The organism is Azonexus hydrophilus, assembly GCF_905120355.1.
Classification (GTDB): domain Bacteria; phylum Pseudomonadota; class Gammaproteobacteria; order Burkholderiales; family Rhodocyclaceae; genus Azonexus.
This window is the reverse complement of the sequence record NZ_CAJHOB010000005.1, coordinates 12,498-34,499: the sequence shown is the minus strand read 5'-3', so window position 1 is coordinate 34,499 and position 22,002 is coordinate 12,498. Positions and strand designations below refer to the sequence as shown.

Below are 22,002 nucleotides of genomic sequence, written 5' to 3'. Positions count from 1 at the left end.
ATCAGGAGGCGGCGCGCAAGGCGAGAACGGCGTTGCTGCCACCAAAGGCAAAGGAATTCGAAAGGGCCGCACGCAACGGTCGGGCTCTGGCCTGAGTCAGATGCTCGACCCCGGCGCAGGCCGGATCGAGGGCATCAAGGTGTGCCGTGGGCGGGGCAATTTGCTGGCGCAGAGCCAGGACGGTGACGATGGCCTCGATGGCACCCGCGGCACCAAGCAAGTGACCATGCATGGATTTGCTGGCACTGACGGCAAGCGTGGCGGCATGCGTGCCAAACACCTGCCGCAGCGCCTCGATTTCAACCGGGTCGCCTTCGGCGGTGGCCGTGCCATGCGCATTGACGTAATCGACATCGGCAACGGTCAGCCCGGCATCGGCCAGCGCCGCGCGCAAGGCACGCACCTGCCCGGCGGCTTCCGGCTTGACCAGGTGGCTGTGATCGCAACTGGTGCCATAACCGGCGATTTCGCCATAGATGCGGGCACCACGGGCAACGGCATGTTCCCACTCTTCCAGGACCAGGGCCGCCCCGCCCTCGCCGAGCACCAGACCCCGGCGCTCGGAAGAAAATGGGCGGCACGCCTGCGCGGAGGTTTCCGCATTGCCCGGCGCCAGCACGCGCAAGGCCTCCCAGGCGCGGGCCACGCCATACGCCTGCGGCACATCCGAACCGCCGGTCAGCATTACCTGCGCCTCACCCGAGCGCACCCGGCGGAAGGCCTCACCAATGGCCACCGCCGACGAGGCGCAGGCCACCGTATGGCTCATGCTTACCCCGCCCAGGCCAAGCTGGATCGAGATATGGGCATTGGCGGCGTTATTCATGCCGAGCACCACGGCCAGCGGCGACAGGCGCTCGCGCCCCTTCTGCCACAACTCGCGGTAACCCTTTTCGTAAGCCAGCGTGCCACCGAGCGCCGTGCCCCAGGAACACCCCCAGCTGTCGCGATTTTCTTCGCCGGACTGGCGACTCAGGCCCGCATCGTCCCAGGCGGAAAAAGCTGCGGCCATGCCGAGCTGGGCAAAACGATCCATCATCGACGCCAGCGGCTTGCCCAAAGCCATATCCGGATCGAAATCCGGGCAACTGACAAACGGCATGTTCAGGGGCCGCGGCTGATCGTCGGTCAGCAGATGCCGTACCGCCGACTCGCCAGCACAGAGCCGATGAAAGAAATCATCCAGCCCTTCGCCCGGCGCATAGGGACTGACCAGCCCCAGGCCGGTAATGGCAACCCGCCGCATCATGTGGCGCCGTCTGGACTGGCTGTCTGCTGGGCGATCAACGCTTCCATCAGCGTGGCGAGTTCGCCCACTGTCTGTGGTGCCTTCAGGTCGGATTCGAGCTTGATGGCAAAGCGATCCTCAAACTCAAACATCAATTCGAGCATCATCAGGGAGTCGACACCCAGATCGACCAGTACCGCTTCCGGAACAACGGCAGCGGGGTCGGCGGCAAGGCGCTCGTGGAGAAATTCGCGGATCAGTTCTATCGCTTTCATGGGGGGCGATTTTAGCCAATGGCATCTGTTTTTCAAAGAAATAGCCGCTTTTGTACTCCCTGCCATGTTTCATTCATCTGCCGCAGGCGTATTTTCGTCCGTAGCGGTGCTGCCGTGGCTGGGCCGCCGGCAAGCCGGCATCCGCCAGAGCTCGCTTCTGCCCCCTGAATTCGGCCGGCATCATGCCAGCGTCACCAGATAATCCAGGATCTGCAGTTCCCGCCGGGGTTTCCTTTGCTACCATGCAGCCTCTTCTTTTTTCCAGCCTCCATGCGCCTGCAGATTTCACCCACCGTTGACCTGTTGCCCTGGTGGCGGCAATTACTGTGCCGTGCCTGCCTGCTCATGTGGCTGAAGGCACTCGGCACCATGGCATTCATGGGTCTGTTTTTCTGGGCCTATTTTTCCGTGCTGGCGCACCCTTTGCGCCCAGCCTGGGTCATGCCACAGCTGGCACTGGATCATTGGGTAGCCTTCACCCCACTGGCGTTTCCGGTGTACGCCTCACTCTGGATTTATGTCTCCCTGCCGCCTGCCTTTCTCGGCAATTTACGGGCGCTGCTCTGTTTTGGTGGCTGGATGGCGGCCCTGTGCCTGTCTGGCCTGGCGATTTTCTGGCTATTGCCGACAGCGGTCCCGCCGGCAGGACTGGACTGGTCGGCCTACCCGCAGATGGCCTTGATCAAGAATATCGACGGCGGCGGCAATGCCTGCCCCTCGCTGCATGTCGCCTCGGCAGTCTTTGCCGCCCTCTGGCTCGGCCGCGTGCTGTGGCAGGTACGTGCTCCGCTCTGGCTGCGCGGGGCAAACTGGCTGCTGGCACTGGCCATCGTCTGGTCGACCCTGGCGACGCGGCAGCATGTGCTGCTCGACGTCATCGCCGGTTTGCTGCTCGGCCTGCTGTTTGCTTTTGGCTCCCTGCGCCAGCTGCAACGCACGCAGTGCCGGCCACTGCTGTAGGCAGGTCAGAGCAGGAAGGGCAGGTAACGCCGGGTCCGTTGCATGTAGCGGCGGTATTCCTCGCCGAAATACGCCAGGCATTCAGCCTCGTCGGCCAGGGTGGTCCGCACCAGCAGCGCCGTGGCCAGACCAGCCAGGGCCAGACCGGGCCAGGAAGGATCCTGGCAAAACACCGCCCAGGTCAGCGCCAGCAACGATGCGTACATGGGATGGCGGATGTAGCGGAACACCCCGCTGCTGACCAGCCGGCTGGTTTTCTCGAATTCGTACAGCGTGGCATCGACACGCCGTTTGCCGCCATAAGCCGGCAGCAAACCGCTCAAGGCCGCCAGCAGCAGCACCAGGCTGCTGATCTGCAGCACGGTGGCGACCTGCTGGTGCAGGGTTTCCGGATGCTCGCCCCACTCCGGCCGGTTGAGGAAGATCAGCACGAGCATGGTCTGCCAGGCGAAATAACGATAAAAGCCGTGACTGCCGGGGCGCCGCAACGGCTTGTGCGAGACGGCGACAAGCAGGCCCGATAGCAGGAGGAAAGCGATCAGGTCGTGGCTACCGAAGTACGGCATGGCCAGACTCAGAGCACCTGGCGTAAGGTCGCGCTGAAGCGCTCGGCATCCTGATAGCCGACTACGCGCTGGCCACTGATTTCCTGACCGCGGGTATCGAAAAAGATGATCCCGGGCGGGCCGAAAAGCTTGAAGCGCGCCAGCAATGCCTTGTCATCATCGTTATTGGCGGTGACGTCGGCCTTGAGCAAGGTGAAGCCGGCCAGAACGCCACGAACGGCGGGATCACTGAAGGTGAATTTCTCCATTTCCTTGCACGAGACACACCAGTCGGCGTAGAAATCGAGCATCACCGGGCGATCGCTATTCGCCAGCCGAGCTTCAAGCTCAGCGACGGAGCGCACCGGCGTGAAGGGCAGGGCCGTGTTTTCAGCGGCATTGGCGCTACCCCGCAGGCCGGCCAGTGGCTGCAGCGGATCGCGGTTGCCCGCCAGAGCGCCGATCAGGAGCGCCGCCCCGGTGAGCAGCATGAGCAGGCCGATGCCCTTCCAGAACCGCTGCCAGCCCTTGGCATTGACCGGCAGGGGATCGATGGCGTGCAGATAGATGGCGGAAATGCTGAACAACATGGCCCAGCCGAGCATCGCCGCGAAATCGGAAATCACCGGCGAAACCAGCCACAGGGCGGTAGCCAGCAACAGCACGCCAAAGGTTTTCTTGACGTTGTCCATCCACGCGCCCGCCTTCGGCAGCAGCGACCCTCCGGCGATACCGACGGCGATCAGCGGCGCCCCCATGCCCAGCGCCATGACGAACAGGGCAACGCCTCCGAACACGGCATCGCCGCTCTGGCCGATGTAGAGCAGGGCACCCGCCAGCGGCGCCGCGACACAGGGGCCGACGATCACCGAAGACAGCGCCCCCATCAGGAACACGCCGGCAAAACTGCCGCCCTTGAGCTGCCCGGATTCATGCGCCAGCTTGCTCTGCAAGGCAACCGGCAACTGCAAGTCGTAGAGACCGAACATCGACAGCGACAGCACAACGAAAATCAGGGAGAACGCCCCCAGCACCCAGGCATTCTGCAAAGCGGCGGACAACAGCGTGCCGCTCAGACCGGCGGCGATGCCGACCGCAGCATAGGTGAGCGCCATCCCCAGAACGTAAGCGAGCGACAGGGCGAAGCCGCGCATCTTGGTCGCGTGCCGCCCCTGGCCAGCAATGATGCCGGAGAGAATCGGGATCATCGGGAAAACGCAGGGGGTCAGTGATAGCCCGAGGCCGGCGACGAAAAAGAGGGCGAGGCTGGTCCACAGGCTGGCGTTTTTCAGCAGCTCGGCAATCTGCCCGCTTTCATCGCCGCTACCGGCAGACGGGGTGCCCAGCGGCGGGGCGGCGGGGGTAGTCGCCGGGTCGGGCAGTTGCACGCCAAGCGTCTGCGTCTGCGGTGGGTAACAGATACCGGCATCGGCACAACCCTGCGACTGCAGATCGAGCGTCAGATCAAGCGGGCCGGAACTGCTGCGCTCCACGGGCAGACGGAATACCACTTCCTTGTAGTACACCTCGGTGCGCCCGAAGGTGTCATCGTCCTTTTCCTTGCCCGGCGGCAGCTGCAATGGTCCCAGATCCTGCGCCGGGTCGGCGGCATGGACACGGAACTTGTCGCGGTACAGGTAATAGCCCTTGGCAATCTCGTAGCGCACTTCCACCGTCTGCCCATCGAGCGCCCGCAGAGTAGGTTTGAAGGCAACCAGCGGGTCCAAGAATTCCTGGGCAGTGACGCTCGCGCCAAAACACAGTGAAAACAGCAGAAATACGCGCAAAAGGGCAGGCAGCAGCAGGTTCATGACGAGGTTTCTTCCGTCAACCAGTCCAGATAGGCTGGCAGACCGTGGGTGATGGGCAGGGCAATGACTTCCGGCACGCTGTAGGGATGCAGCTCGACAATCCGCTGCTGCAGCGCCGGATAGCAGGCAGTGCGGGTCTTGATCAGCAGGGGAACCTCGGTCGCCTCCTCCAGCGCCCCCCGCCAGTGGTAGAGCGAAGTAGCCGGGGCCTGAATAGTGACGCAAGCCGCCAACCGCTCACTGAGCAGGGTTCGGGCAATGGCGCGCGCAACGCCAGCATCGGGACAGTTGGTGAGAACGAGGCAGTGGTCCATCGGTTGATTCTACTATCGCAGCCCCTGGCCATTGGTTGCCCGTGTGTGACCGTACTCAGTGCCGCCAGGCGCGGGTAATGATGTCGCGGATCTGATGCAGACGGCGGTGGAAAAAATGATCTGCCCCCGGCACAACGGTGACCGGTAGATCATTCGTTTCCGCCCAAGCCAGTACATTGGCCAGTGGCACGGTGGTATCGGCCGAACCATGAATGACGATGGTGTCGTGCGGCACCGATTCGGTATCGTACTGACGCAGACCTTCGACGAAACCCGCCGCGGTCCCGACCAGCACCAGACGCTGCGCTGGCCGGCCGGCATCGGCCAGCCGCCGGGCCACGCGCGTCTGGCAATAGGCACCGAAGGAAAAACCGGCCAGCACGACGGGAATGTCGCCACACCGCAGCTGTGCGTTATGCAGTACGGCCAGAAGATCTTCCGTTTCGCCCCGGCCCTCGTCATGCGTGCCTTCAGTCGCGCCGACGCCGCGGAAGTTTGGCCGGAAAGCGGCATAGCCCAGAGCAACAAAAGTCTTGGCCAGTGTATGTGCGACCTTATTGGTATTGGCGCCCCCACCAAAAGGATGCGGATGCGCCACCAGAGCAATACCGCGCGGCGCATCGGGGCGCTCCATCAGGACTTCGATGTTACCGACCGGGCCGGCAACCGCGAGTTTTTCTTCGTGAATTTTCATACTTTCAGGCGCTCCACCACACGGCCGTGCACGAGGTGCTCCTGCACGATTTCCTCGATATCTTCGTTATCGACATAGCCGTACCAGGTTTCTTCCGGATACACGACCAGTACCGGGCCTGCGTCACAACGCCCGAGGCAGCCGGCCTTGTTGATGCGCACCCCGCCGGGACCATTCAGCTGCATCTGAGCGATGCGCTCCTTGGCATAGGCAAAGGCGTCACTGCCACCGCGCGCATGACAGCAGGGCTCGCCGTTGTCGCGCTGGTTGGTGCAGACGAAAACATGGTGCTTGAAGTAACTCATGATGATCTCCTTGTTTCACGTGGAACGGTAGCCGTTGCGTGCTGGCACCAGCACCAGGAAAGGCAGCGCCAGCAACGGCCACAGGCTGGCAACCAGGCGGGTCAGGCCATTGAAATTGAGGAAGTGTCCTTGCTGCCAGGTGGCCAGAGCCGCCTGTGAATAGGGATTGAAGGGCGCCAGGTTGACCAGCGCAGTTCCCGCCAGCAAGGCAACCAGAGCAAGCACGGCAGCACCGCGGGTCGGTAGCCACAAGGTCAGCAGCAGCGCCACGCCACTGATCTGCAGCCCGAGCTGGGCACCCGGCGTCAGCCACAGCATGGCTTCACCCGGGCTAACGAGCACTGCAGCAGCCAGCGTACGCACTGTCAGGCCAATGGCCAGGAAGAGCGGCACCAGCAAATAAGCCAGCCACCAGCGCAGCAACAGGCAGCGCAACAGCAGACCAACCGCCAGCGCGTTACAGGCGGTGACGCCGGCCTCGATGACTGAGAAATGCTCGACGGTGAACGGCAGGGGAGGTGTCACGGCAAGGCGCTGGCGCAGATCACCGGCTCCGAACAGAAGGATTTCCGGCGACAGCGGCACCATCATCCATAAGCCCAGCAAGGTCAGACCCAGTTCGCTGTGCGGCATTGGCGACAACAGATGTTGCGCTGCATTTTCCAGGCGGATCAGGCTGCGCGGCGCGACGATCTGGCCCAGCAGCGCCCCCAGGGCCGCGCCCAGCGTGTTGCAGGCGAGGTCAAGATTGGACGGAACGCGACTGGGCAACCAGTTCTGCAGCGTTTCCAGGGACAGACTGAGGAGTGCGCCACACAAGGTCGCCAGCACAAATGCGGTGATCCGTCCGCGTAAGGAACGCAGCCCCAGACATAAAAAAAACCCCAGCGGCAGATAGACGGCCACGTTGGCCACCAGATCGAAGCCGGTCCAGTAGCGTGGCCAGGCCGCCGGGAGAAAACCCCAGGGAGAAATGCCGGTGCTGCGCCAGCCACTGAACGGGTGCAGGCTGGCGTAGACGATCAGCGCACACCAGGCCAGCGCCAGATAGCGGGCAAGCACGATGGGGCGGTTTCCGGAAACAGGCATCGCCCGATTGTACGAGGAAAGCCGGCCTCAGGTCAGTGATGGGAGGCGGGCGTGTGATGGGTTTCGGCAGCGGCACGATGATGCAGCGCGGCATGAGCATCCGGCTCGCTCCCGGCGCGACCGACCCACTGCGGCAGCAGGGAACCCAGCAGCATGCCGATGAAGCTGACGATCAGACCGATCAACTGCGGCGGCACCAGACCGTCGTCGCCAATCAGCACCTCCACCAGAATCCAGGTAGTCACGCCGCCGATGCACGCCGCCAGGGCGCCCTGCGTTGTCGCCCGGGCCCAGAACGCACCGACCACCAGCGGCACGAAAGCACCGGCCAGGGTGACCCGGTACGCGTTCTCCACCATATGGAAGATGCTTGATTCCGAATTGAGCGCAAACAGCAGCACCCCGAAAGTGAAGCAGACGATGGTCACCCGCATCAGGCGCAGGAATTCCCGATCACCCATGCTCGGAAAGAAGCCGCGCACGATGTTCTCGGCAAACGCCACCGACGGCGCCAGCAGCGTGGCGGAAGAGCAACTCATGATCGCCGCCAGAACCGAGCCGAAGAAAATGGCCTGGGCAAACACCGGCGTCTGTTGCAGCACCAGCGTTGGCAGCACCAGTTGCGAATCCAGCGCCATCAGATCGCCGTAGAGCGTGGGATCGATCAGGGTGGCCGAGTAGGCAATGAACATCGGCACGAAAGTGAAGACGAAATAGATCGACCCACCGATGATGGAACCCCACAGGGCGATCCTGGCTGTGCGCGCCGAGGTGATGCGCTGGAACACGTCCTGCTGCGGAATGGAACCCAGCATCATGGTCATGCCGGCGCCGAGAAAACCGACCCACTGCCACAAGTCGGGTTCGGGGAAGAACTGCAGCTTGCCTGCCGCCGCCGCATGCTCGATCACCGGCATGACCCCGCCGGTCTGCCCGGAAATCAGCCAGGCGATGAACAACATGCCGCCAATGATGATGCCCATCTGGACGAAATCCAGAATAGCCACCGACAGCATGCCCCCCAGCGTGGTGTAGGTCAGCACCACCAGCGCGCCGATGATCATGCCCATTTCCTGGCTGACCGCGCCATCAGTGACAACGTTGAAAATGAGCCCCAACGCCTTGATCTGCGCCGCCACCCAGCCCAGATAGGCCAGCACGATGCACAGCGTGGCCAGCACTTCGACCGTCCGGTTGTAACGCAGGCGGAAATAATCGCCCAGCGTCAGCACATTGAGCTTGTACAGCTTGCGCGAGAAAAAAATGCCGCCAAGAATCAGGCACAGCGCCGCGCCAAACGGATCAGCCACGACACCGCGCAACCCTTCCTGGACGAAGGTGGACGACACCCCGAAAATCGCCTCGGCGCCAAACCAGGTGGCAAATACCGTGGCCGTGACGACCGGTAGCGGCAAATGACGGCCGGCAACAGCGAAATCCTTGGTGGTGTGAACGCGTGTGGCGGCCAGCAGGCCGATGCCGATCGAAACAACCAGATAAATGACGACGAACCAGATCAGCATGGCACGAGGCAAAAAGCCGCAAGGGGTTGAAAACGCGGGCGATTATAAAGTCAACGCTGGCGCAGCCAAGGGAAAAAATGGGGCCGGACAATGAAAATGCACGCGCCTGTCGTTTTGCGGATGAGCAAAGGCGATTTCGCTGGCGTGCAGCAGGAGGCGCGGTGCCCGTTCAGCGGCTACGCCGGCATAGAGTTCATCACCCAGGATCGGGTGACCCAGTGCCGCCAGATGCACGCGCAACTGGTGTGAACGGCCGGTCACCGGCTCCAGTTCGACCACCGTGCAATCTTCATGGGGCATGCGCTGCAGCACACGGAAACGGGTCAGCGACGGCTTGCCACGCGCAGGGCACACCATCTGGCGCGGCCGGTTCGGCCAATCGCAGATGAGTGGCAGGTCGATGGCCCCACTCTCCGGCGTCACCACGCCAGCCACCAGGGCGATGTAGCGTTTTTCCACCGCCCGTTCGCGGAACAGGCGGTACATGACCTGCTGCATGGCCGCATCGCGTGCCACCACCAATAAGCCGGAAGTGGACATGTCGAGGCGGTGCGCGATCTGCGCCTGCGGAAAATCCTGCTGCACACGGTGGATCACACAATCCTGCTTGTCCGGCCCGCGCCCGGGTACCGACAGCAGCCCGGCCGGCTTGACCACCACAATGATGGCGTCGTCCACATAGTGCAGCCGTAGTGGCTCCTGCGGCGGCTGATACGTGCTCACGGTTGCCCTGCCAGCTGGCAGCGGGCATCGCGATAGGGGCCGCGCTGAACCTTCCAGCCCGGTCCGGGCGATACCTGCCGGCAGATCAGGCGACCATCGAGCTGGCTCGCCCACAAGTACCAGGCGGCCGGTTTGGCGCTGGCGACCGGAACATGTCCAACACCAAGAAGGACACAGAGAAGTACGAAGGAAACGCGCAGCATTGGTGTCGTCAATTGAATACTGTATAGTTGTACAGTGTTTTGCAGCAATCAAGCTATTATACGAAGCAAACGCCAGCCGTTTCTTGTGCGTTTATTTCACACCAGCAATTTTTGTTCCATTTTCGGCCCCTGTGCCATAATCCGCTCAACTTTCTGAGGTCATACCATGGACGACAACAAGGCAAAAGCACTCGCTGCGGCGTTGCAACAGATCGAAAAACAATTCGGCAAGGGCTCCATCATGAAGATGGGCGATGCCGAGATCGACGAAGGGCTGCAGGTGGTATCCACCGGCTCGCTCGGCCTCGATCTGGCGCTCGGCGTCGGCGGTCTGCCCCGCGGCCGGGTCGTGGAAATCTACGGCCCGGAATCCTCTGGCAAGACCACCCTGTGTCTGCAGGTCGTCGCCGAAATGCAGAAGCTCGGCGGCACGGCGGCTTTCATCGATGCCGAACATGCGCTTGATCCGCAGTACGCACAGAAACTCGGCGTCAATGTCGGCGAACTTCTGATTTCGCAGCCGGATACCGGCGAACAGGCCCTGGAAATTGCCGACATGCTGGTGCGGTCCGGCTCGGTCGACATCATCGTCATCGACTCGGTCGCCGCCCTGACACCTCGTGCCGAAATCGAGGGCGACATGGGCGACCAGATGGTCGGCCTGCATGCCCGCCTGATGAGCCAGGCCCTCAGAAAACTCACCGCCAACATCAAGAAGACCAACACCCTGGTCATCTTCATCAACCAGATCCGAATGAAGATCGGGGTCATGTTCGGCTCGCCAGAAACCACCACCGGCGGCAACGCCCTCAAGTTCTACGCCTCGGTGCGCATGGATATCCGCCGTATCGGCGGGATCAAGAAGGGCGACGAGGTGATCGGCAACGAAACCCGCGTCAAGGTCGTCAAGAACAAGGTCTCGCCGCCGTTCCGCGAAGCGATTTTCGATATTCTCTACGGCGAGGGCATTTCGCGCGAAGGCGAAATTGTTGAACTCGGCGTCGCTCACAAGCTGATCGACAAATCCGGCGCCTGGTATGCCTATAACGGCGAGAAAATCGGCCAAGGCAAGGACAACGTGCGCGAATTCCTCAAATCGCGCCCGGAAATCGCCCAGGAAGTGGAAGCCAAAATCCGTGCCGCCGTGGCCGCCGGCAGCAAAACCGAGAAACCCGTGAAGGGTGGCGCTGCGGCCAGCGATGGCTGAACTACGCCAACACGCACTCGCCTGTCTGGCCCGGCGCGACTACAGCCGGGCCGAATTGCGTGCCCGACTGCGACCTCTGGCGGCAGATGATGCAGCGGTGGATGAAGTCCTCGATCGCCTCGAAAGTGAGCGCCTGCTCTCGGATCAACGCTACGCCAGTCAGCGCATTGCTGCGCGCGCCGTGCGCTACGGCGATACTCGCCTGCGCCAGGAACTACGCCTGCGGGGCCTGAGCGATGCCGACATCGCCGCTGCCCTGCCGGCAGCAGGCGACGAGCTCGAGCGCTGCCGCGCCTTGTGGCAGAAAAAATTTGGCAGCCCGGCACAGACACCTGCAGAACGTGCCAAGCAGCTGCGTTTCCTGCAATATCGCGGCTTTTCGCATACGGCCATCAGCGCGGTACTACGCTACGGAGAGGAAGCATGACGCAAACGACGGCAACGCTCGCCGCCCACAACCTGAAAAAAAGCTACAAATCGCGTACTGTGGTCGAGGACGTCTCCTTCAGCGTCCGCTCCGGCGAAGTCGTTGGCCTGCTCGGGCCCAACGGGGCCGGCAAGACCACCTGCTTCTACATGGTGGTCGGTCTCGTGACCGCTGATGCCGGCGAGGTCTATATCGACACTACCCGCCTCTCGCACCAGGCCATGCATGCGCGGGCAAAACAAGGACTATCCTATCTGCCGCAGGAGGCATCGGTATTCCGCAAGCTGAATGTCGAGGAAAACATCCTCGCCGTACTGGAATTGCAGGATTTATCGAAAGCAGAACAGCAATCGCAGCTGGAAAACCTGCTGGAAGAGCTGCACATCGGTCACATCCGCCACATCAATGCGGCCGCCCTGTCCGGGGGGGAACGGCGGCGCGTGGAAATCGCCCGCGCTCTGGCAACCCGACCGCGCTTCATCCTGCTCGACGAACCCTTTGCCGGCGTGGACCCGATCGCCGTGCTGGAAATCCAGAAAATCATCCGCTTTCTCAAGGAACGCGGCATCGGCGTCCTCATTACGGACCACAACGTACGCGAAACCCTAGGCATCTGCGACCACGCCGTCATCATCAACGCCGGCCATGTTCTGGCCTCCGGCACACCCGCCGATATCGTCGCCAACGAAAGTGTGCGCCAGGTCTATCTCGGCGAGCACTTCCGCCTCTGAGCGGCAACGGGTGCGGACATGAAACCGGCTCTGCAACTCAAACTTTCGCAAAGTCTGACGCTGACACCGCAGCTGCAGCAGGCAATCAAGCTGCTGCAGATGTCCACCCTCGAAATGGAGCAGGAAATCGAACGGGTGCTGCTGGAAAACCCGTTGCTCGAACGCCTGGACGAACCGGAAACAGGCTATCCGGGCAGCCAGGAATTCAGCACCGCTGCGGCAACCGCAGAAAGCGAAGGCAATGCCGCGGCCACGGATGAGCAGAACCTGATACCGGAAACGCCCGCCGACATCGACGATGATCGCTGGTCGCAGGATGCCGGCACCTTCTCCGGCGGCGGTCGCGATGAAGAGGATGATCGCGAAGCACAGGACACACATGCTGGCACCGTCAGCCTGCGTGAGCACCTGAACTGGCAGCTGGGAATGACACAACTGAACGAACGCGACCGCAGCCTGGTACGCTTTCTGATCGAAGCCCTGACCGACGATGGCTATCTGTCGGCACCGCTGGAGGAGTTGCAGGCCAGCCTGCCGGAACGCTACGAAGTGGAGCTAGAGGAACTGGAAATTGCCCTGCACCAGTTGCAGAATTTCGACCCTGCCGGCGTGGGGGCCCGCGACCTGCGCGAATGCCTGCTCCTGCAACTCCGCGAACGTGACAACGACCCTGCTTGTGCGCTGGCCCGCGACATTGTCGACCAGCATCTGGAAGTCCTTGCCGCCCGGGATTTCGTGCGCCTGCGCCGGCTGACCCGGCACAAGGACGAAGCCATCAAGGCAGCGCAGGAACTGATCGTCAGCCTCAATCCCCGCCCCGGTGCCGAATACGCCGCGTTGGACACGCGCTACATCGTGCCGGACGTCGTAGTCAGGAAACTCAAGGGGCAGTGGGTCGCCTATACCAATCCGGACGCCTTTCCGCGCCTGCGCATCAACCGCATGTACGCCGACATCCTGAGCAAACAACGACGCGGTGACGGGCGGTTGAGCGGGCAACTGCAGGAAGCGCGCTGGATGCTGAAGAATGTACAACAGCGCTACGACACCATCCTGCGCGTCAGTCAGGCCATTGTCGAACGGCAAAAGCAATTCTTCGAACACGGAGAAATCGCCATGCGCCCGCTCATCCTGCGGGAAATTGCGGAAGAGCTCGATCTACACGAATCGACCATTTCCCGGGTAACCAACCAGAAGTACATGGCGACGCCGCGTGGCATTTTCGAACTGAAGTATTTCTTCGGCAGCCATGTCGCAACCGAAGCTGGCGGCGCCTGCTCGTCAACCGCGACCCGGGCGTTGATCAAGCAATTGATTTCAAACGAGAGCAGCAAGAAGCCCTTGTCGGACAGTAAAATATCCGAAATACTGGGACAACAGGGAATCGTGGTGGCACGGCGTACGGTTGCCAAATATCGCGAATCGCTTAATATCCCGCCGACCAATTTACGTAAGACCCTGTAGAACGAGGAGAGAAACATGAATCTGCAAATCAGCGGTCATCACATCGAAGTGACAGCAGCCCTGCGCGAATATGTGGAAAACAAGCTGGAACCCGTAGTCCGTCACTTTGACAAAGTCATTGGTGTCAATGTCGTACTTGCCGTTGAAAAGCTGAAGCAGAAGGCTGAAGTCACCGTGCACGTACCAGGCAAGGACATTCACGTCGAAGAAGCCGGTGACGATCTGTATGCAGCCATTGACGCCCTGTTCGACAAACTGGATCGCCAAGTACAGAAATACAAGCAGAAAATGCAGGATCATCGGCGCGGTGACAAGCCCGAACTGCAAACCGACGACGAGTGATTTTTTCGTGACTGACCGCACCGTACGGTGCGGTTTTTTGCTTTCTGCGCCATGAATGCCATCAGCCAAATCCTGACTGCCGACCAGATTCTTCTTGATCTCGATGCGAGCAGTAAAAAACGCGTTTTCGAGCATGCCGGCATGCTCTTTGAGCAAAAACTGGGAATGCCGCGTGCAAGCATCTTTGACAGCCTGTTCGCCCGGGAAAAACTCGGTTCCACAGGCCTGGGCCAGGGCATTGCCATTCCCCATGGCCGCATCAAGGGGCTCAAGCAGGCGGCCGGAGCAGTCATCCGGCTACAGACACCGATCCCTTTCGACTCCCCGGACGGCAAACCGGTCACCCTGCTGTTCGTACTCCTGGTACCGGAACAGGCGACTGAAGAACACCTGCAGATTCTCTCCGAGCTGGCACAACGGTTTTCAGATCGCAGCTTCCGCGAGAAGCTGCAAAACGCTGCCGATGCAGCGGGTGTACTCGCCCTGTTTGACGCTGCAGAACACTGAGCGTGCGCACGCTTTCACTCGACCAACTGTTTGAGGATAACCGCGAGACGCTGTTATTGAACTGGCTGTTCGGCCACAGCACCGACCGCAAGGTCGAACTGAAGGCCGCCAGCGCCTACGGCGCCGATGTCGTCGGCCACATCAACGTCATCCACCCCGAGCGCTTGCAGGTTGTTGGCCAGGCTGAACACGAATGGGCTCTGCGCATCGGCGAACGGCGCTTCACCCAGTTGTTCAATGAACTGCTTGCCGCCAGTGCCCCTGCGGTCATCGTCGCGGATGGCCTGAAACCACCTGATTTCATGGTCAAGGCCTGTCTTGATGCCAATGTCCCGCTAATCCTCTCGCCCAAGCATTGCTCCGCAGTGATCGATCAACTGCGCATCTACCTGTCCGCCAAACTGGCCGATACCATCAGCATGCACGGGGTTTTCATGGATGTGCTGGGCATGGGTGTGCTGATCACGGGCGATTCAGGTGCCGGCAAATCGGAGCTGGCGCTTGAACTCATTTCGCGCGGCCATGGCCTGGTCGCGGATGATGTCGTGGAAATGGCACGGGTCACGCCAAGCACGATCGAAGGTCGTTGCCCAGGCATGCTGCGCGATTTTCTTGAGGTGCGCGGCCTCGGCCTGCTCAATATCCGCACCATTTTCGGCGAAACTGCCTCGCGCCTGAAAATGCGGCTGAAGCTCATCGTCCATCTGCAACGGCCGCATAACGCCGCGGAGGCGCCCCGCTTGCCACTCGATGCACAAACTCAGGATATTCTGGGCGTGCCCATCCGCAAGGTAGTCATCCCGGTCGCCGCGGGCCGCAACCTGGCTGTGCTACTGGAAGCCGCAGTACGCAACACCATCCTGCAGTTCCGCGGTATTGATTCAATGCAGGATTTCATTGCGCGGCAAAGCCGCTGCATGCAGGCCGACAGCGCCGACTAAGCCTGATCGCGCCGCTCAGAGGTGCTCAAACTCCAGGCACTCCGAGCGTCCGTCGTTGACGGTGCTGCCAAGACAGATCTTGCCACGCCCTTCGAGCAGCACATCATGCTTGCGCACCAGCGCTTCCTGGCGCCCCTGGATGCTGACGAAACTGCCATTGGTACTGGTATCAACCAGATAGAAACCGTCACTGCGCCGTTCGATCCGGGCATGCTGACGCGACACCCGACGATCATCGACGATGACGCCGCAACTGGCATCACGACCGGTCGTCAGTACCGGATTTTGCGAGCTGACCAGATAGGTCTGGCCCAGGTAGCGCAGGCACAAGCGGCTCGCCTGGTCGAAGGCAGGCGGTGGTTCGCTCGCTTCAGACAGCTGGGCGTTGCCGCCAGTATTCGACCAGAGCAGCTGGAAGGGGGAAACACCCGCAGACCCAGGGCTGGCATCGCAGCTGATCTGCCGGCCGGCAAGCGGCATGAGGTTCAACCCATCGTTATCACGCAACATTTCCCCCAGCCTAGCATCGCAGAGGATTTCGCCCGCCGCGCCGAGCGCTGCCAGACGCAGGGCCTGGGTGATGTGCTGGCTCTCGCCTTGCGCTGCGTCGGCTGCTGTCGCCAACGCAACACGCAGGCTCAGCTTATGCCCGGACACCGGCGGCAGATCCGCTACCCGCTGCTGCATGTCGATGGCGGCATGACAGGCCGCCTCAGCCTGGGTGAAACGGGCCAGCAGTTCATCGCCAACCACCTGCTGTACCTTCCCGCCCTGGCCTTCAATGGAGCGGGTCATGCGCTTCAGGCCACGATCGATGACTCGCTCGGCTTCCTGCTCGTTGAGACGTTGATGCAGGGAAACACTGCCGGTCATGTCGGCGACCATGAAAATACTGGCGGTATGAGGATCGTGCATGCTGACGGTCGGATTCAGGTGAGTAGGTGAGGGCAGCGCGTGATTGTACGCTTAAAATCAGGGCTCTGACGGCGTGCAGACGACCGGTTGCTGAATGGGAATCGCAGCAAAAACAGGGTATTCGACACTATCGAAGGCAATATCGCCTTCACTCACAGGCGTATCCAGGGTCAGGCCGCGAAAATCAAACAACCGGTTGTCGCCCAGATGGGATGGCACCACATTTTGCAGGGCCGTAAATACGGCCTCGGTACGCCCGGGGTAGCGGCGATCCCAGTCCTGCATCATTTCACGCACCTTCTGTCGCTGCAGGTTTTCCTGGGAGCCGCACAGATTGCACGGAATCAAAGGATATTCCATGGCGCGGGCGAATTTAGCGATATCACTTTCGGCACAATACGCCAGCGGCCGAATCACGATATGCGCCTTGTCGTCGGTCACCAGCTTGGGCGGCATGGCTTTCATCTTGCCGCCAAACAACAGGTTGAGAAACAGGGTATGCACCATGTCATCGCGATGGTGGCCAAGGGCAATCTTGTTTGCACCCAGCTCTTTCGCCGTCCGGTAGATGATGCCCCGGCGCAGGCGGGAGCACAGTGAACACGTCGTCTTGCCTTCCGGAATCTTGTCCTTGACGATGGAGTAGGTGTCCGCCTCGATGATGCGGTAGTCGATGCCCAGCGACTCGAAATAACCGGGCAATACGTCAGCAGGAAAACCCGGCTGTTTTTGGTCGAGATTCATGGCGATCAGTTTGAAGCTGACCGGCGCCCGCTGCTGCAGGGCCAGCAGCATGGACAGCAGGGTGTATGAATCCTTACCCCCCGAGCAACAGACCAGGACCACATCGCCATCCTCGATCATGTTGTAGTCGATAATGGCTTTGCCGGTACGGCTTTCCAGATGTTTACGCAGTTTTTGCATGGTGCCGGACAGAGGAGTGCTCATGGTGCGCTGAGTAGGATGCGGAAAACCCGCAAGTGTACCTGCAACTACGGGGAATGCCTGCACTCTCGGTAGAATGCCCCTTTTCCCGACTGGCGACTTTCCATGACCGGCCTGCCCCTCCCTTCAGAAGATGCTCTGGCGCACAGCCAGGCGATGTTTGCGCACCTCGTTGGCGAAATCAAAAAGAATGGCGGCTGGCTGTCCTTTGCCGACTATATGGCGCAGGTCCTCTACGCTCCGGGACTCGGGTATTACGCTGCCGGGGCACAAAAATTCGGTGCGGCGGGGGACTTTGTCACCGCACCTGAAATGACGCCATTATTTGCACAGGCACTGGCCCCGCAGGTGGCTGAAATCATGGCCGCGTCAGCACCAGAAATCATCGAGGTCGGCGCCGGCTCCGGTCAGCTGGCGGCAGATCTGCTGCAGGCCCTGGAAACGCTACAGGCGCTGCCGGAGCATTACGCCATACTCGAGCTCTCCCCCGATCTGCAGGCACGCCAACGGGAAACACTTGCTGCGCAAGTACCGCACCTGCAGGACCGCGTGCACTGGTTGCACCGGCTACCTGACGAATTTTCCGGCGTCATCGTGGCCAACGAACTGCTCGACGCGCTGCCAGCACATCTGGTCGTCTGGGGACCCAAGGAGATCTGCGAACGGGGTGTAGGTCTTGATGCGGCGGGACGTTTCACGTGGAACGACCGGCCGGCCAGTGGCGAACTGCTGAAGGTGGCAACAGAAATTGCACGCACTCACAGCCTGCATGACGGCTATCTGTCAGAAATTTCGCTCGCGGCACGTGGCTGGACAGCGGCCTGGGCCGACCGTTTGCGCAAGGGGGCACTGCTACTGTTCGATTATGGTTTCCCGGCGCATGAGTACTACCACCCGCAGCGTAGCGCAGGAACACTAATGTGCCATTACCGCCATCAGGCCCATGCCGACCCCTTCTACCTGCCAGGTTTGCAGGATGTCACGGTCCACGTCGATTTCACCGCCATCATCGCGACCGCTCACGCCAGCGGGCTGGATCTGCTCGGATACACCAGCCAGGGACAATTCCTGCTCAACTGCGGCATTCTGCAAGCGCTGGAGCAGCTCCCCGCCGCGTCACCCGCCTACTTTCGCGCAGCAGGCGCGGTCGGCAAGCTGACCATGCCGCATGAGATGGGGGAATTGTTCAAGGTCATGGCGCTAGGACGCGGCATCGATCAGCACCTTCTCGGCTTTACGCGGGGCGACCAGAGCCATCGCCTGTAAGGGCAGGTATACTCGCCCCACAGTAACCCGCCACGGTGATCGCCATGAACATTCCTGCCGTCAATAGCACGATCAATGCTCTCAGCCAGTCGGCGTCGCCGGATGCGATCAGTTTACTGGTGTTGAAAAAGGCCATCGCCCTGGAAGGCAGTTCCGCCCTGCAGCTGCTACAGGCCGTGCCGGCGCCGTCCAATCCCGAGCACCTAGGCAATCGCATCGATACCCACGCCTGATGCAGCATGCCGGGAGGAATCAGCCTTCCAGTTGTGCCAACCAGCTTTCCACCAGGCCCGCAGCAGCGGGCCAATCTTTTTCGTGCGTGATGGCATGCCCCATTCCCGGCAGAATGTGACAGGGCTCCCCATACGTTTGTGCCGTCGTCTGGACGAGAAATGCGGGTACCAGGACATCATGTTGCGCCCCCACGATGAGCATGGGCGGTCGGCGCATGTGCAGCAAATTCGGCAGGCTGAACATCGACATGTCCCAGATGGCACGTTGTGATTCGTTCTGCATCCGACTCAACCAAGTCTGCAGCATCTCCGGATCGGCCTCGCCGGCAAACAGGGCTTCACGCAGGGTATCCGTATCGGTGTAATTGCCAGCCAGGATGCGGTTGAGCTCAAGGAAGATGCCCGGTTTCTGCAGCATGAGGTGGAACTGGGCTGCCACCAGGCCTTGTGGCGGCACCGAACACAGCAGCGCAACCGCACGTGCCGGATGGTGTTCAAGATACTTCTGGGCAATAAAACCGCCCATGGAATGACCGATCAGCACAGGATCGATGGCCAACCCCTGGATCACGCTACGAACGTCATCCACGTAATCGGCTACCGACAGCCAGTTGATCTGTTCATGCCCGCTGCTGCCACCATGACCGCGCAGCGACAAGGCATGGCAGGGATAACCAGCGGCAGCGAAGTAAGGCATGAACGTTTCCGTCCACATCCAGCCGCCGGCAAAGGCGCCGTGGATGAAGAGCAATGGCGGACGCGGGCTAGGCTTGAGCGGCAGGCAGGAGAACACCTCACGGCCGGCAATCTGTTGGCTGGTAATTTGCATGAGCGAATCGTTGTAGTTGGTCATATGGTGTAATGCGCGCTTCCAAGGGAGGCTGACATGTTGAAATGGGTGTTGACCCTGGTGCTGGCGATTTTCCTGCTGGGCATCGTGACACCGCATCTGGCTCGTTTCATCCGCTTCGGCCAACTCCCGGGCGACCTGAAATGGCGCCGGGGAGAGCGGGAATATCATTTTCCATTCAGCAGCATTGCGCTCTTCTCGTTATTACTCTGGCTGCTTGGCCGCGTCCTCTGACACGGCGGCTACGGCGGCAATGCGGGCACGCCGGATCCGCTCAGGAATCTTGCCCGGGCTGCTGCAACTGGCGGCAATCGCACCCGCATTGACCTGCTGCACGGCCGCCAGCATCCGCTGCAGATAGGGCCGCTGCGGATAGGGCCGCGCCTCCCAGCCGAGGCGGCCGTTGAAATCGCATTGGCAGGCCGCCAGCAGCTCCTGAAAGCGCTGCGGACGGCGCAGGGCATCGCAGCGCTCAAGCAGATCCACCACGGTACTGGCCTTCAATTCAGCCGCGCGGTGCACATTGCCGTGCTCGCGCGCGACCAACACCGCCAGTTCGCGACACTCGTTGGGCACCCGCAGCCGCTGGCTCATGATTTTGCACAACCCGACGCTGCGTCCTTCGTGTCCATGATGGCGCGGCAGGATATCGGCCGGCGTCGTGGCCTTGCCCAGGTCGTGGCACAGCGCGGCGTAGCGCACGCTCAACGGCAAGTCGCAGCGGGCCGCCTGATCGAGCACCATCAGGGTGTGAATACCCGTATCGATTTCCGGGTGATATTCCGCCCGTTGCGGCACACCGAACAGGGCATCGACTTCCGGCAGCAAGCGCTGCAGGGCGCCACAGGCCCGCAGGACATCGAACATCCGCGACGGCTTCACCTCCAGCAAGCCTTTGGCCAGCTCCTGCCACACCCGTTCCGCCACCAGGTGATCGACTTCACCCGCCTGCACCATGCCTTGCATCAGGCACAGCGTTTCCGCCGCCACCGTGAAATCGGCAAAACGGGCGGCAAAACGAGCCAGGCGCAGGATGCGCACGGGGTCCTCGGCAAACGCCGGACCGACATGCCGCAGAATTTTCGCCGCCAGGTCTGCCTGCCCATTGAAAGGATCGATGATGTGTCCGCCGACATCACGCGCCATGGCATTGATGGTCAGATCACGGCGAGCCAGATCCTGCTCCAGGGTGACGTCTGGCGTCGTATGAAAGGTAAAGCCGTGGTAACCCCGCCCGCTCTTGCGCTCGGTACGGGCCAGGGCATATTCGGCTTGAGTATGGGGGTGCAGAAATACCGGAAAATCCTTGCCGACCGGACGGAAACCCGCCGCCAGCATGACCTCGGGCGTCGCCCCGACAACGACGAAATCCTGATCATCGCTTTGCCGGCCAAGCAGGCTGTCACGCACCGCACCGCCAACACAATACACCTGCGCCGCCGCAGGCAGGCCAGAACAACCTGCCTGTGTCGGGCTGTCGGGCCTGGGGGGAGGATCAGCGACCGGCACGGAAGCGGAAGCCGTCGAGCCTGCCCTTCGGAGTATTTTGCGCAATGTAGGTGGGTGCGACAGCTTCGAGCGCCGTCGGGTGCCAGTCAGCCGGCGGCTGACAGGTGCTGTCACAGACGCTGTCGACCTGCATCGAGCGCAGGTTGTCCGGCGACAGAACAGGATTGGGCATCAGCCACATCAAACCCGCCTGCAGATACGCCCAACCTTCGGAAAGCGCGACGATGCGGGCCCTGCTGCCGCACAAACGGGCGGTGTAATCGACCAGCTGGCGCAGGGTATAGGTCTGCGGGCCGGTCAGGTCATAGGCCTGACCAAAGGTGCTGGCATCCGTCAGCGCGTCAACAAAGGCATCGGCCACATCGGCCGCCCATACCGGCTGGAAGCGGGCATGCCCGAAACCAAGCGGGAAGACTGGCGCACACTTGAGTACCTTGGCAAAGGTGCTGAGAAAGCTGTCGCCCAGGCCAAAGATGACGGAGGGGCGGAACACGGTGACATCCAGCTGATCGCGCGCTGCCATCACGACGGCTTCCCCCTCGCCCTTGGAAGCAAGATATTCGGACGGCCCCTTGGGATCTGCCTTCAGGGCGCTCATGTGCAGCAGGCGGCGTACACCGCTGGCCTGACAGGCTGCCACGACCTTCTTCGGCAACTCGACGTGCGCTTCGGCGAAATCCTTGCTGTACGGCAGCTTGACGTCGCGGCTGTGCAGCACCCCGACCAGATTGATCACCGCATCCTGGCCACGCATCAGCTCCTGCAGGGTTTGCGGGCAGTGAATGTTGGCTTCCGGCATCGTGACACCGGCTTGCATGATCAGCGCCTTGGTCCGCTCGCGCCGGCGCGTCGGCACGGTAACCTCAATCCCGCGCTGGGCCAGACGATTGACGATATAGGTGCCGACAAAACCGCTCCCGCCCAGCAGCAGAACTTTTTTGATGCTCATCAGAAACCCCGCAAAACATGACTCGATAAAGCCGCAATTTTACGGG

Annotated in this window: 27 protein-coding genes; 11 read left to right on the top strand and 16 right to left on the bottom strand. The window is 61.5% G+C overall.

What is annotated here, in order from left to right:
• Window position 1: 1 nt before the first annotated feature.
• Window positions 2-1,249, bottom strand: coding sequence for a beta-ketoacyl-[acyl-carrier-protein] synthase family protein (locus JYJ39_RS04975; protein ID WP_205202571.1), 1,248 nt, complete (start codon window positions 1,247-1,249; stop codon window positions 2-4).
• Window positions 1,246-1,503, bottom strand: coding sequence for an acyl carrier protein (locus JYJ39_RS04970; protein WP_205202569.1), 258 nt, complete (start codon window positions 1,501-1,503; stop codon window positions 1,246-1,248). The genes JYJ39_RS04975 and JYJ39_RS04970 overlap by 4 nt, the downstream gene beginning before the upstream one ends.
• A gap of 270 nt (window positions 1,504-1,773) precedes the next feature.
• Between JYJ39_RS04970 and JYJ39_RS04965 the strand changes: the two genes are divergently transcribed.
• Window positions 1,774-2,463 carry a phosphatase PAP2 family protein gene (locus tag JYJ39_RS04965; RefSeq protein ID WP_240189550.1) on the top strand — a complete coding sequence of 230 codons (690 nt, stop codon included), beginning with the start codon at window positions 1,774-1,776 and terminating at the stop codon, window positions 2,461-2,463.
• A gap of 5 nt (window positions 2,464-2,468) precedes the next feature.
• Here the strand turns inward: JYJ39_RS04965 and JYJ39_RS04960 are convergent, their stop codons facing one another.
• The 9 genes from JYJ39_RS04960 to JYJ39_RS04920 are packed head-to-tail and all read right to left on the bottom strand — an operon-like array spanning window position 2,469 to window position 9,670.
• On the bottom strand, window positions 2,469-3,029 hold the full coding sequence (locus tag JYJ39_RS04960) for a methyltransferase family protein (protein WP_205202567.1): 561 nt from the start codon (window positions 3,027-3,029) through the stop codon (window positions 2,469-2,471).
• An 8-nt stretch (window positions 3,030-3,037) separates the two neighbouring features.
• Window positions 3,038-4,819, bottom strand: coding sequence for a protein-disulfide reductase DsbD (dsbD, locus tag JYJ39_RS04955; protein WP_205202565.1), 1,782 nt, complete (start codon window positions 4,817-4,819; stop codon window positions 3,038-3,040).
• Window positions 4,816-5,133, bottom strand: a complete 318-nt coding sequence (gene cutA, locus JYJ39_RS04950; protein ID WP_205202563.1) for a divalent-cation tolerance protein CutA — start codon at window positions 5,131-5,133, stop codon at window positions 4,816-4,818. Before cutA ends, dsbD begins: the two co-directional genes overlap by 4 nt.
• Before the next feature lie 55 nt (window positions 5,134-5,188).
• Window positions 5,189-5,827 carry an alpha/beta hydrolase gene (locus JYJ39_RS04945; protein WP_205202561.1) on the bottom strand — a complete coding sequence of 213 codons (639 nt, stop codon included), beginning with the start codon at window positions 5,825-5,827 and terminating at the stop codon, window positions 5,189-5,191.
• Window positions 5,824-6,132 (bottom strand): (2Fe-2S) ferredoxin domain-containing protein, encoded by a 309-nt coding sequence (locus JYJ39_RS04940; RefSeq protein WP_205202559.1) that lies wholly within the window; start codon window positions 6,130-6,132, stop codon window positions 5,824-5,826. Before JYJ39_RS04940 ends, JYJ39_RS04945 begins: the two co-directional genes overlap by 4 nt.
• Window positions 6,133-6,147: 15 nt before the next feature.
• On the bottom strand, window positions 6,148-7,221 hold the full coding sequence (locus tag JYJ39_RS04935) for a VanZ family protein (protein WP_205202557.1): 1,074 nt from the start codon (window positions 7,219-7,221) through the stop codon (window positions 6,148-6,150).
• 32 nt (window positions 7,222-7,253) lie between these two features.
• Window positions 7,254-8,744 (bottom strand): sodium:solute symporter family protein, encoded by a 1,491-nt coding sequence (locus JYJ39_RS04930; protein ID WP_205202555.1) that lies wholly within the window; start codon window positions 8,742-8,744, stop codon window positions 7,254-7,256.
• Window positions 8,745-8,786: 42 nt separating this feature from the next.
• The gene (locus JYJ39_RS04925; protein ID WP_205202553.1) at window positions 8,787-9,467 is read right to left on the bottom strand and encodes a pseudouridine synthase; all 681 of its coding nucleotides are present in this window, start codon (window positions 9,465-9,467) and stop codon (window positions 8,787-8,789) included.
• Window positions 9,464-9,670, bottom strand: a complete 207-nt coding sequence (locus tag JYJ39_RS04920; protein ID WP_205202551.1) for a hypothetical protein — start codon at window positions 9,668-9,670, stop codon at window positions 9,464-9,466. Before JYJ39_RS04920 ends, JYJ39_RS04925 begins: the two co-directional genes overlap by 4 nt.
• Window positions 9,671-9,836: 166 nt before the next feature.
• Between JYJ39_RS04920 and recA the strand changes: the two genes are divergently transcribed.
• The 7 genes from recA to hprK are packed head-to-tail and all read left to right on the top strand — an operon-like array spanning window position 9,837 to window position 15,289.
• On the top strand, window positions 9,837-10,877 hold the full coding sequence (recA, locus tag JYJ39_RS04915; RefSeq protein ID WP_205202550.1) for a recombinase RecA: 1,041 nt from the start codon (window positions 9,837-9,839) through the stop codon (window positions 10,875-10,877).
• Entirely contained in the window at window positions 10,870-11,304 is a 435-nt protein-coding gene (locus JYJ39_RS04910; RefSeq protein ID WP_205202549.1) for a regulatory protein RecX, read from the top strand. Before recA ends, JYJ39_RS04910 begins: the two co-directional genes overlap by 8 nt.
• On the top strand, window positions 11,301-12,035 hold the full coding sequence (gene lptB, locus JYJ39_RS04905; protein ID WP_205202548.1) for an LPS export ABC transporter ATP-binding protein: 735 nt from the start codon (window positions 11,301-11,303) through the stop codon (window positions 12,033-12,035). The genes JYJ39_RS04910 and lptB overlap by 4 nt, the downstream gene beginning before the upstream one ends.
• Before the next feature lie 18 nt (window positions 12,036-12,053).
• A complete protein-coding gene (locus tag JYJ39_RS04900) occupies window positions 12,054-13,499 on the top strand; it encodes an RNA polymerase factor sigma-54 (RefSeq protein WP_205202547.1) in 1,446 nt (481 codons plus the stop codon).
• Between the two features lie 15 nt (window positions 13,500-13,514).
• Window positions 13,515-13,841, top strand: a complete 327-nt coding sequence (gene hpf, locus JYJ39_RS04895) for a ribosome hibernation-promoting factor, HPF/YfiA family (RefSeq protein ID WP_205202546.1) — start codon at window positions 13,515-13,517, stop codon at window positions 13,839-13,841.
• 51 nt (window positions 13,842-13,892) lie between these two features.
• Window positions 13,893-14,348, top strand: a complete 456-nt coding sequence (ptsN, locus tag JYJ39_RS04890; protein WP_205202545.1) for a PTS IIA-like nitrogen regulatory protein PtsN — start codon at window positions 13,893-13,895, stop codon at window positions 14,346-14,348.
• 2 nt (window positions 14,349-14,350) lie between these two features.
• Window positions 14,351-15,289 (top strand): HPr(Ser) kinase/phosphatase, encoded by a 939-nt coding sequence (hprK, locus tag JYJ39_RS04885; protein WP_205202544.1) that lies wholly within the window; start codon window positions 14,351-14,353, stop codon window positions 15,287-15,289.
• 15 nt (window positions 15,290-15,304) lie between these two features.
• Here the strand turns inward: hprK and JYJ39_RS04880 are convergent, their stop codons facing one another.
• Both JYJ39_RS04880 and ttcA read right to left on the bottom strand, forming a co-directional pair.
• Window positions 15,305-16,204 carry an FHA domain-containing protein gene (locus JYJ39_RS04880; RefSeq protein WP_205202542.1) on the bottom strand — a complete coding sequence of 300 codons (900 nt, stop codon included), beginning with the start codon at window positions 16,202-16,204 and terminating at the stop codon, window positions 15,305-15,307.
• A gap of 57 nt (window positions 16,205-16,261) precedes the next feature.
• Window positions 16,262-17,152, bottom strand: coding sequence for a tRNA 2-thiocytidine(32) synthetase TtcA (gene ttcA, locus JYJ39_RS04875; RefSeq protein ID WP_205202540.1), 891 nt, complete (start codon window positions 17,150-17,152; stop codon window positions 16,262-16,264).
• A 102-nt stretch (window positions 17,153-17,254) separates the two neighbouring features.
• Here ttcA and JYJ39_RS04870 point away from each other — a divergent pair, with 102 nt between their 5' ends.
• Window positions 17,255-18,415, top strand: a complete 1,161-nt coding sequence (locus JYJ39_RS04870) for a class I SAM-dependent methyltransferase (protein WP_205202538.1) — start codon at window positions 17,255-17,257, stop codon at window positions 18,413-18,415.
• Between the two features lie 44 nt (window positions 18,416-18,459).
• Window positions 18,460-18,648, top strand: a complete 189-nt coding sequence (locus tag JYJ39_RS04865) for a YjfB family protein (protein ID WP_205202536.1) — start codon at window positions 18,460-18,462, stop codon at window positions 18,646-18,648.
• A 19-nt stretch (window positions 18,649-18,667) separates the two neighbouring features.
• Here the strand turns inward: JYJ39_RS04865 and JYJ39_RS04860 are convergent, their stop codons facing one another.
• Window positions 18,668-19,477 carry an alpha/beta hydrolase gene (locus JYJ39_RS04860; RefSeq protein WP_205202534.1) on the bottom strand — a complete coding sequence of 270 codons (810 nt, stop codon included), beginning with the start codon at window positions 19,475-19,477 and terminating at the stop codon, window positions 18,668-18,670.
• Between the two features lie 57 nt (window positions 19,478-19,534).
• On the opposite strand from JYJ39_RS04860, the gene JYJ39_RS04855 reads away from it, so the two are divergent.
• Complete coding sequence (locus JYJ39_RS04855; RefSeq protein ID WP_205202532.1) at window positions 19,535-19,732, top strand: DUF2905 domain-containing protein; 198 nt, start codon at window positions 19,535-19,537, stop codon at window positions 19,730-19,732.
• On the opposite strand, the gene JYJ39_RS04850 is transcribed toward JYJ39_RS04855, so the two are convergent.
• Window positions 19,703-20,947 carry a multifunctional CCA addition/repair protein gene (locus JYJ39_RS04850; RefSeq protein ID WP_205202844.1) on the bottom strand — a complete coding sequence of 415 codons (1,245 nt, stop codon included), beginning with the start codon at window positions 20,945-20,947 and terminating at the stop codon, window positions 19,703-19,705. The two genes, JYJ39_RS04855 and JYJ39_RS04850, sit on opposite strands and share 30 nt — an antisense overlap.
• A gap of 46 nt (window positions 20,948-20,993) precedes the next feature.
• Window positions 20,994-21,956: a complex I NDUFA9 subunit family protein gene (locus tag JYJ39_RS04845; protein WP_205202530.1), complete on the bottom strand. Its 963-nt coding sequence runs from the start codon at window positions 21,954-21,956 to the stop codon at window positions 20,994-20,996.
• Window positions 21,957-22,002: the final 46 nt, after the last annotated feature.

Excerpts from the sequence above, each read along its gene's own strand:
- JYJ39_RS04930 (WP_205202555.1), bottom strand. The coding sequence starts at position 8,744 with ATGCTGATCTGGTTCGTCGTCATTTATCTGGTTGTTTCGATCGGCATC.
- hpf (WP_205202546.1), top strand. The coding sequence starts at position 13,515 with ATGAATCTGCAAATCAGCGGTCATCACATCGAAGTGACAGCAGCCCTG.
- JYJ39_RS04945 (WP_205202561.1), bottom strand. The coding sequence starts at position 5,827 with ATGAAAATTCACGAAGAAAAACTCGCGGTTGCCGGCCCGGTCGGTAAC.
- ttcA (WP_205202540.1), bottom strand. The coding sequence starts at position 17,152 with ATGAGCACTCCTCTGTCCGGCACCATGCAAAAACTGCGTAAACATCTG.
- JYJ39_RS04960 (WP_205202567.1), bottom strand. The coding sequence starts at position 3,029 with ATGCCGTACTTCGGTAGCCACGACCTGATCGCTTTCCTCCTGCTATCG.
- JYJ39_RS04845 (WP_205202530.1), bottom strand. The coding sequence starts at position 21,956 with ATGAGCATCAAAAAAGTTCTGCTGCTGGGCGGGAGCGGTTTTGTCGGC.
- JYJ39_RS04880 (WP_205202542.1), bottom strand. The coding sequence starts at position 16,204 with ATGCACGATCCTCATACCGCCAGTATTTTCATGGTCGCCGACATGACC.
- JYJ39_RS04855 (WP_205202532.1), top strand. The coding sequence starts at position 19,535 with ATGTTGAAATGGGTGTTGACCCTGGTGCTGGCGATTTTCCTGCTGGGC.
- ptsN (WP_205202545.1), top strand. The coding sequence starts at position 13,893 with ATGAATGCCATCAGCCAAATCCTGACTGCCGACCAGATTCTTCTTGAT.
- JYJ39_RS04860 (WP_205202534.1), bottom strand. The coding sequence starts at position 19,477 with ATGCAAATTACCAGCCAACAGATTGCCGGCCGTGAGGTGTTCTCCTGC.
- lptB (WP_205202548.1), top strand. The coding sequence starts at position 11,301 with ATGACGCAAACGACGGCAACGCTCGCCGCCCACAACCTGAAAAAAAGC.
- JYJ39_RS04910 (WP_205202549.1), top strand. The coding sequence starts at position 10,870 with ATGGCTGAACTACGCCAACACGCACTCGCCTGTCTGGCCCGGCGCGAC.
- dsbD (WP_205202565.1), bottom strand. The coding sequence starts at position 4,819 with ATGAACCTGCTGCTGCCTGCCCTTTTGCGCGTATTTCTGCTGTTTTCA.
- JYJ39_RS04865 (WP_205202536.1), top strand. The coding sequence starts at position 18,460 with ATGAACATTCCTGCCGTCAATAGCACGATCAATGCTCTCAGCCAGTCG.
- JYJ39_RS04975 (WP_205202571.1), bottom strand. The coding sequence starts at position 1,249 with ATGATGCGGCGGGTTGCCATTACCGGCCTGGGGCTGGTCAGTCCCTAT.
- JYJ39_RS04970 (WP_205202569.1), bottom strand. The coding sequence starts at position 1,503 with ATGAAAGCGATAGAACTGATCCGCGAATTTCTCCACGAGCGCCTTGCC.
- JYJ39_RS04920 (WP_205202551.1), bottom strand. The coding sequence starts at position 9,670 with ATGCTGCGCGTTTCCTTCGTACTTCTCTGTGTCCTTCTTGGTGTTGGA.
- JYJ39_RS04935 (WP_205202557.1), bottom strand. The coding sequence starts at position 7,221 with ATGCCTGTTTCCGGAAACCGCCCCATCGTGCTTGCCCGCTATCTGGCG.
- JYJ39_RS04870 (WP_205202538.1), top strand. The coding sequence starts at position 17,255 with ATGACCGGCCTGCCCCTCCCTTCAGAAGATGCTCTGGCGCACAGCCAG.
- JYJ39_RS04900 (WP_205202547.1), top strand. The coding sequence starts at position 12,054 with ATGAAACCGGCTCTGCAACTCAAACTTTCGCAAAGTCTGACGCTGACA.
- cutA (WP_205202563.1), bottom strand. The coding sequence starts at position 5,133 with ATGGACCACTGCCTCGTTCTCACCAACTGTCCCGATGCTGGCGTTGCG.
- JYJ39_RS04940 (WP_205202559.1), bottom strand. The coding sequence starts at position 6,132 with ATGAGTTACTTCAAGCACCATGTTTTCGTCTGCACCAACCAGCGCGAC.
- JYJ39_RS04965 (WP_240189550.1), top strand. The coding sequence starts at position 1,774 with ATGCGCCTGCAGATTTCACCCACCGTTGACCTGTTGCCCTGGTGGCGG.
- recA (WP_205202550.1), top strand. The coding sequence starts at position 9,837 with ATGGACGACAACAAGGCAAAAGCACTCGCTGCGGCGTTGCAACAGATC.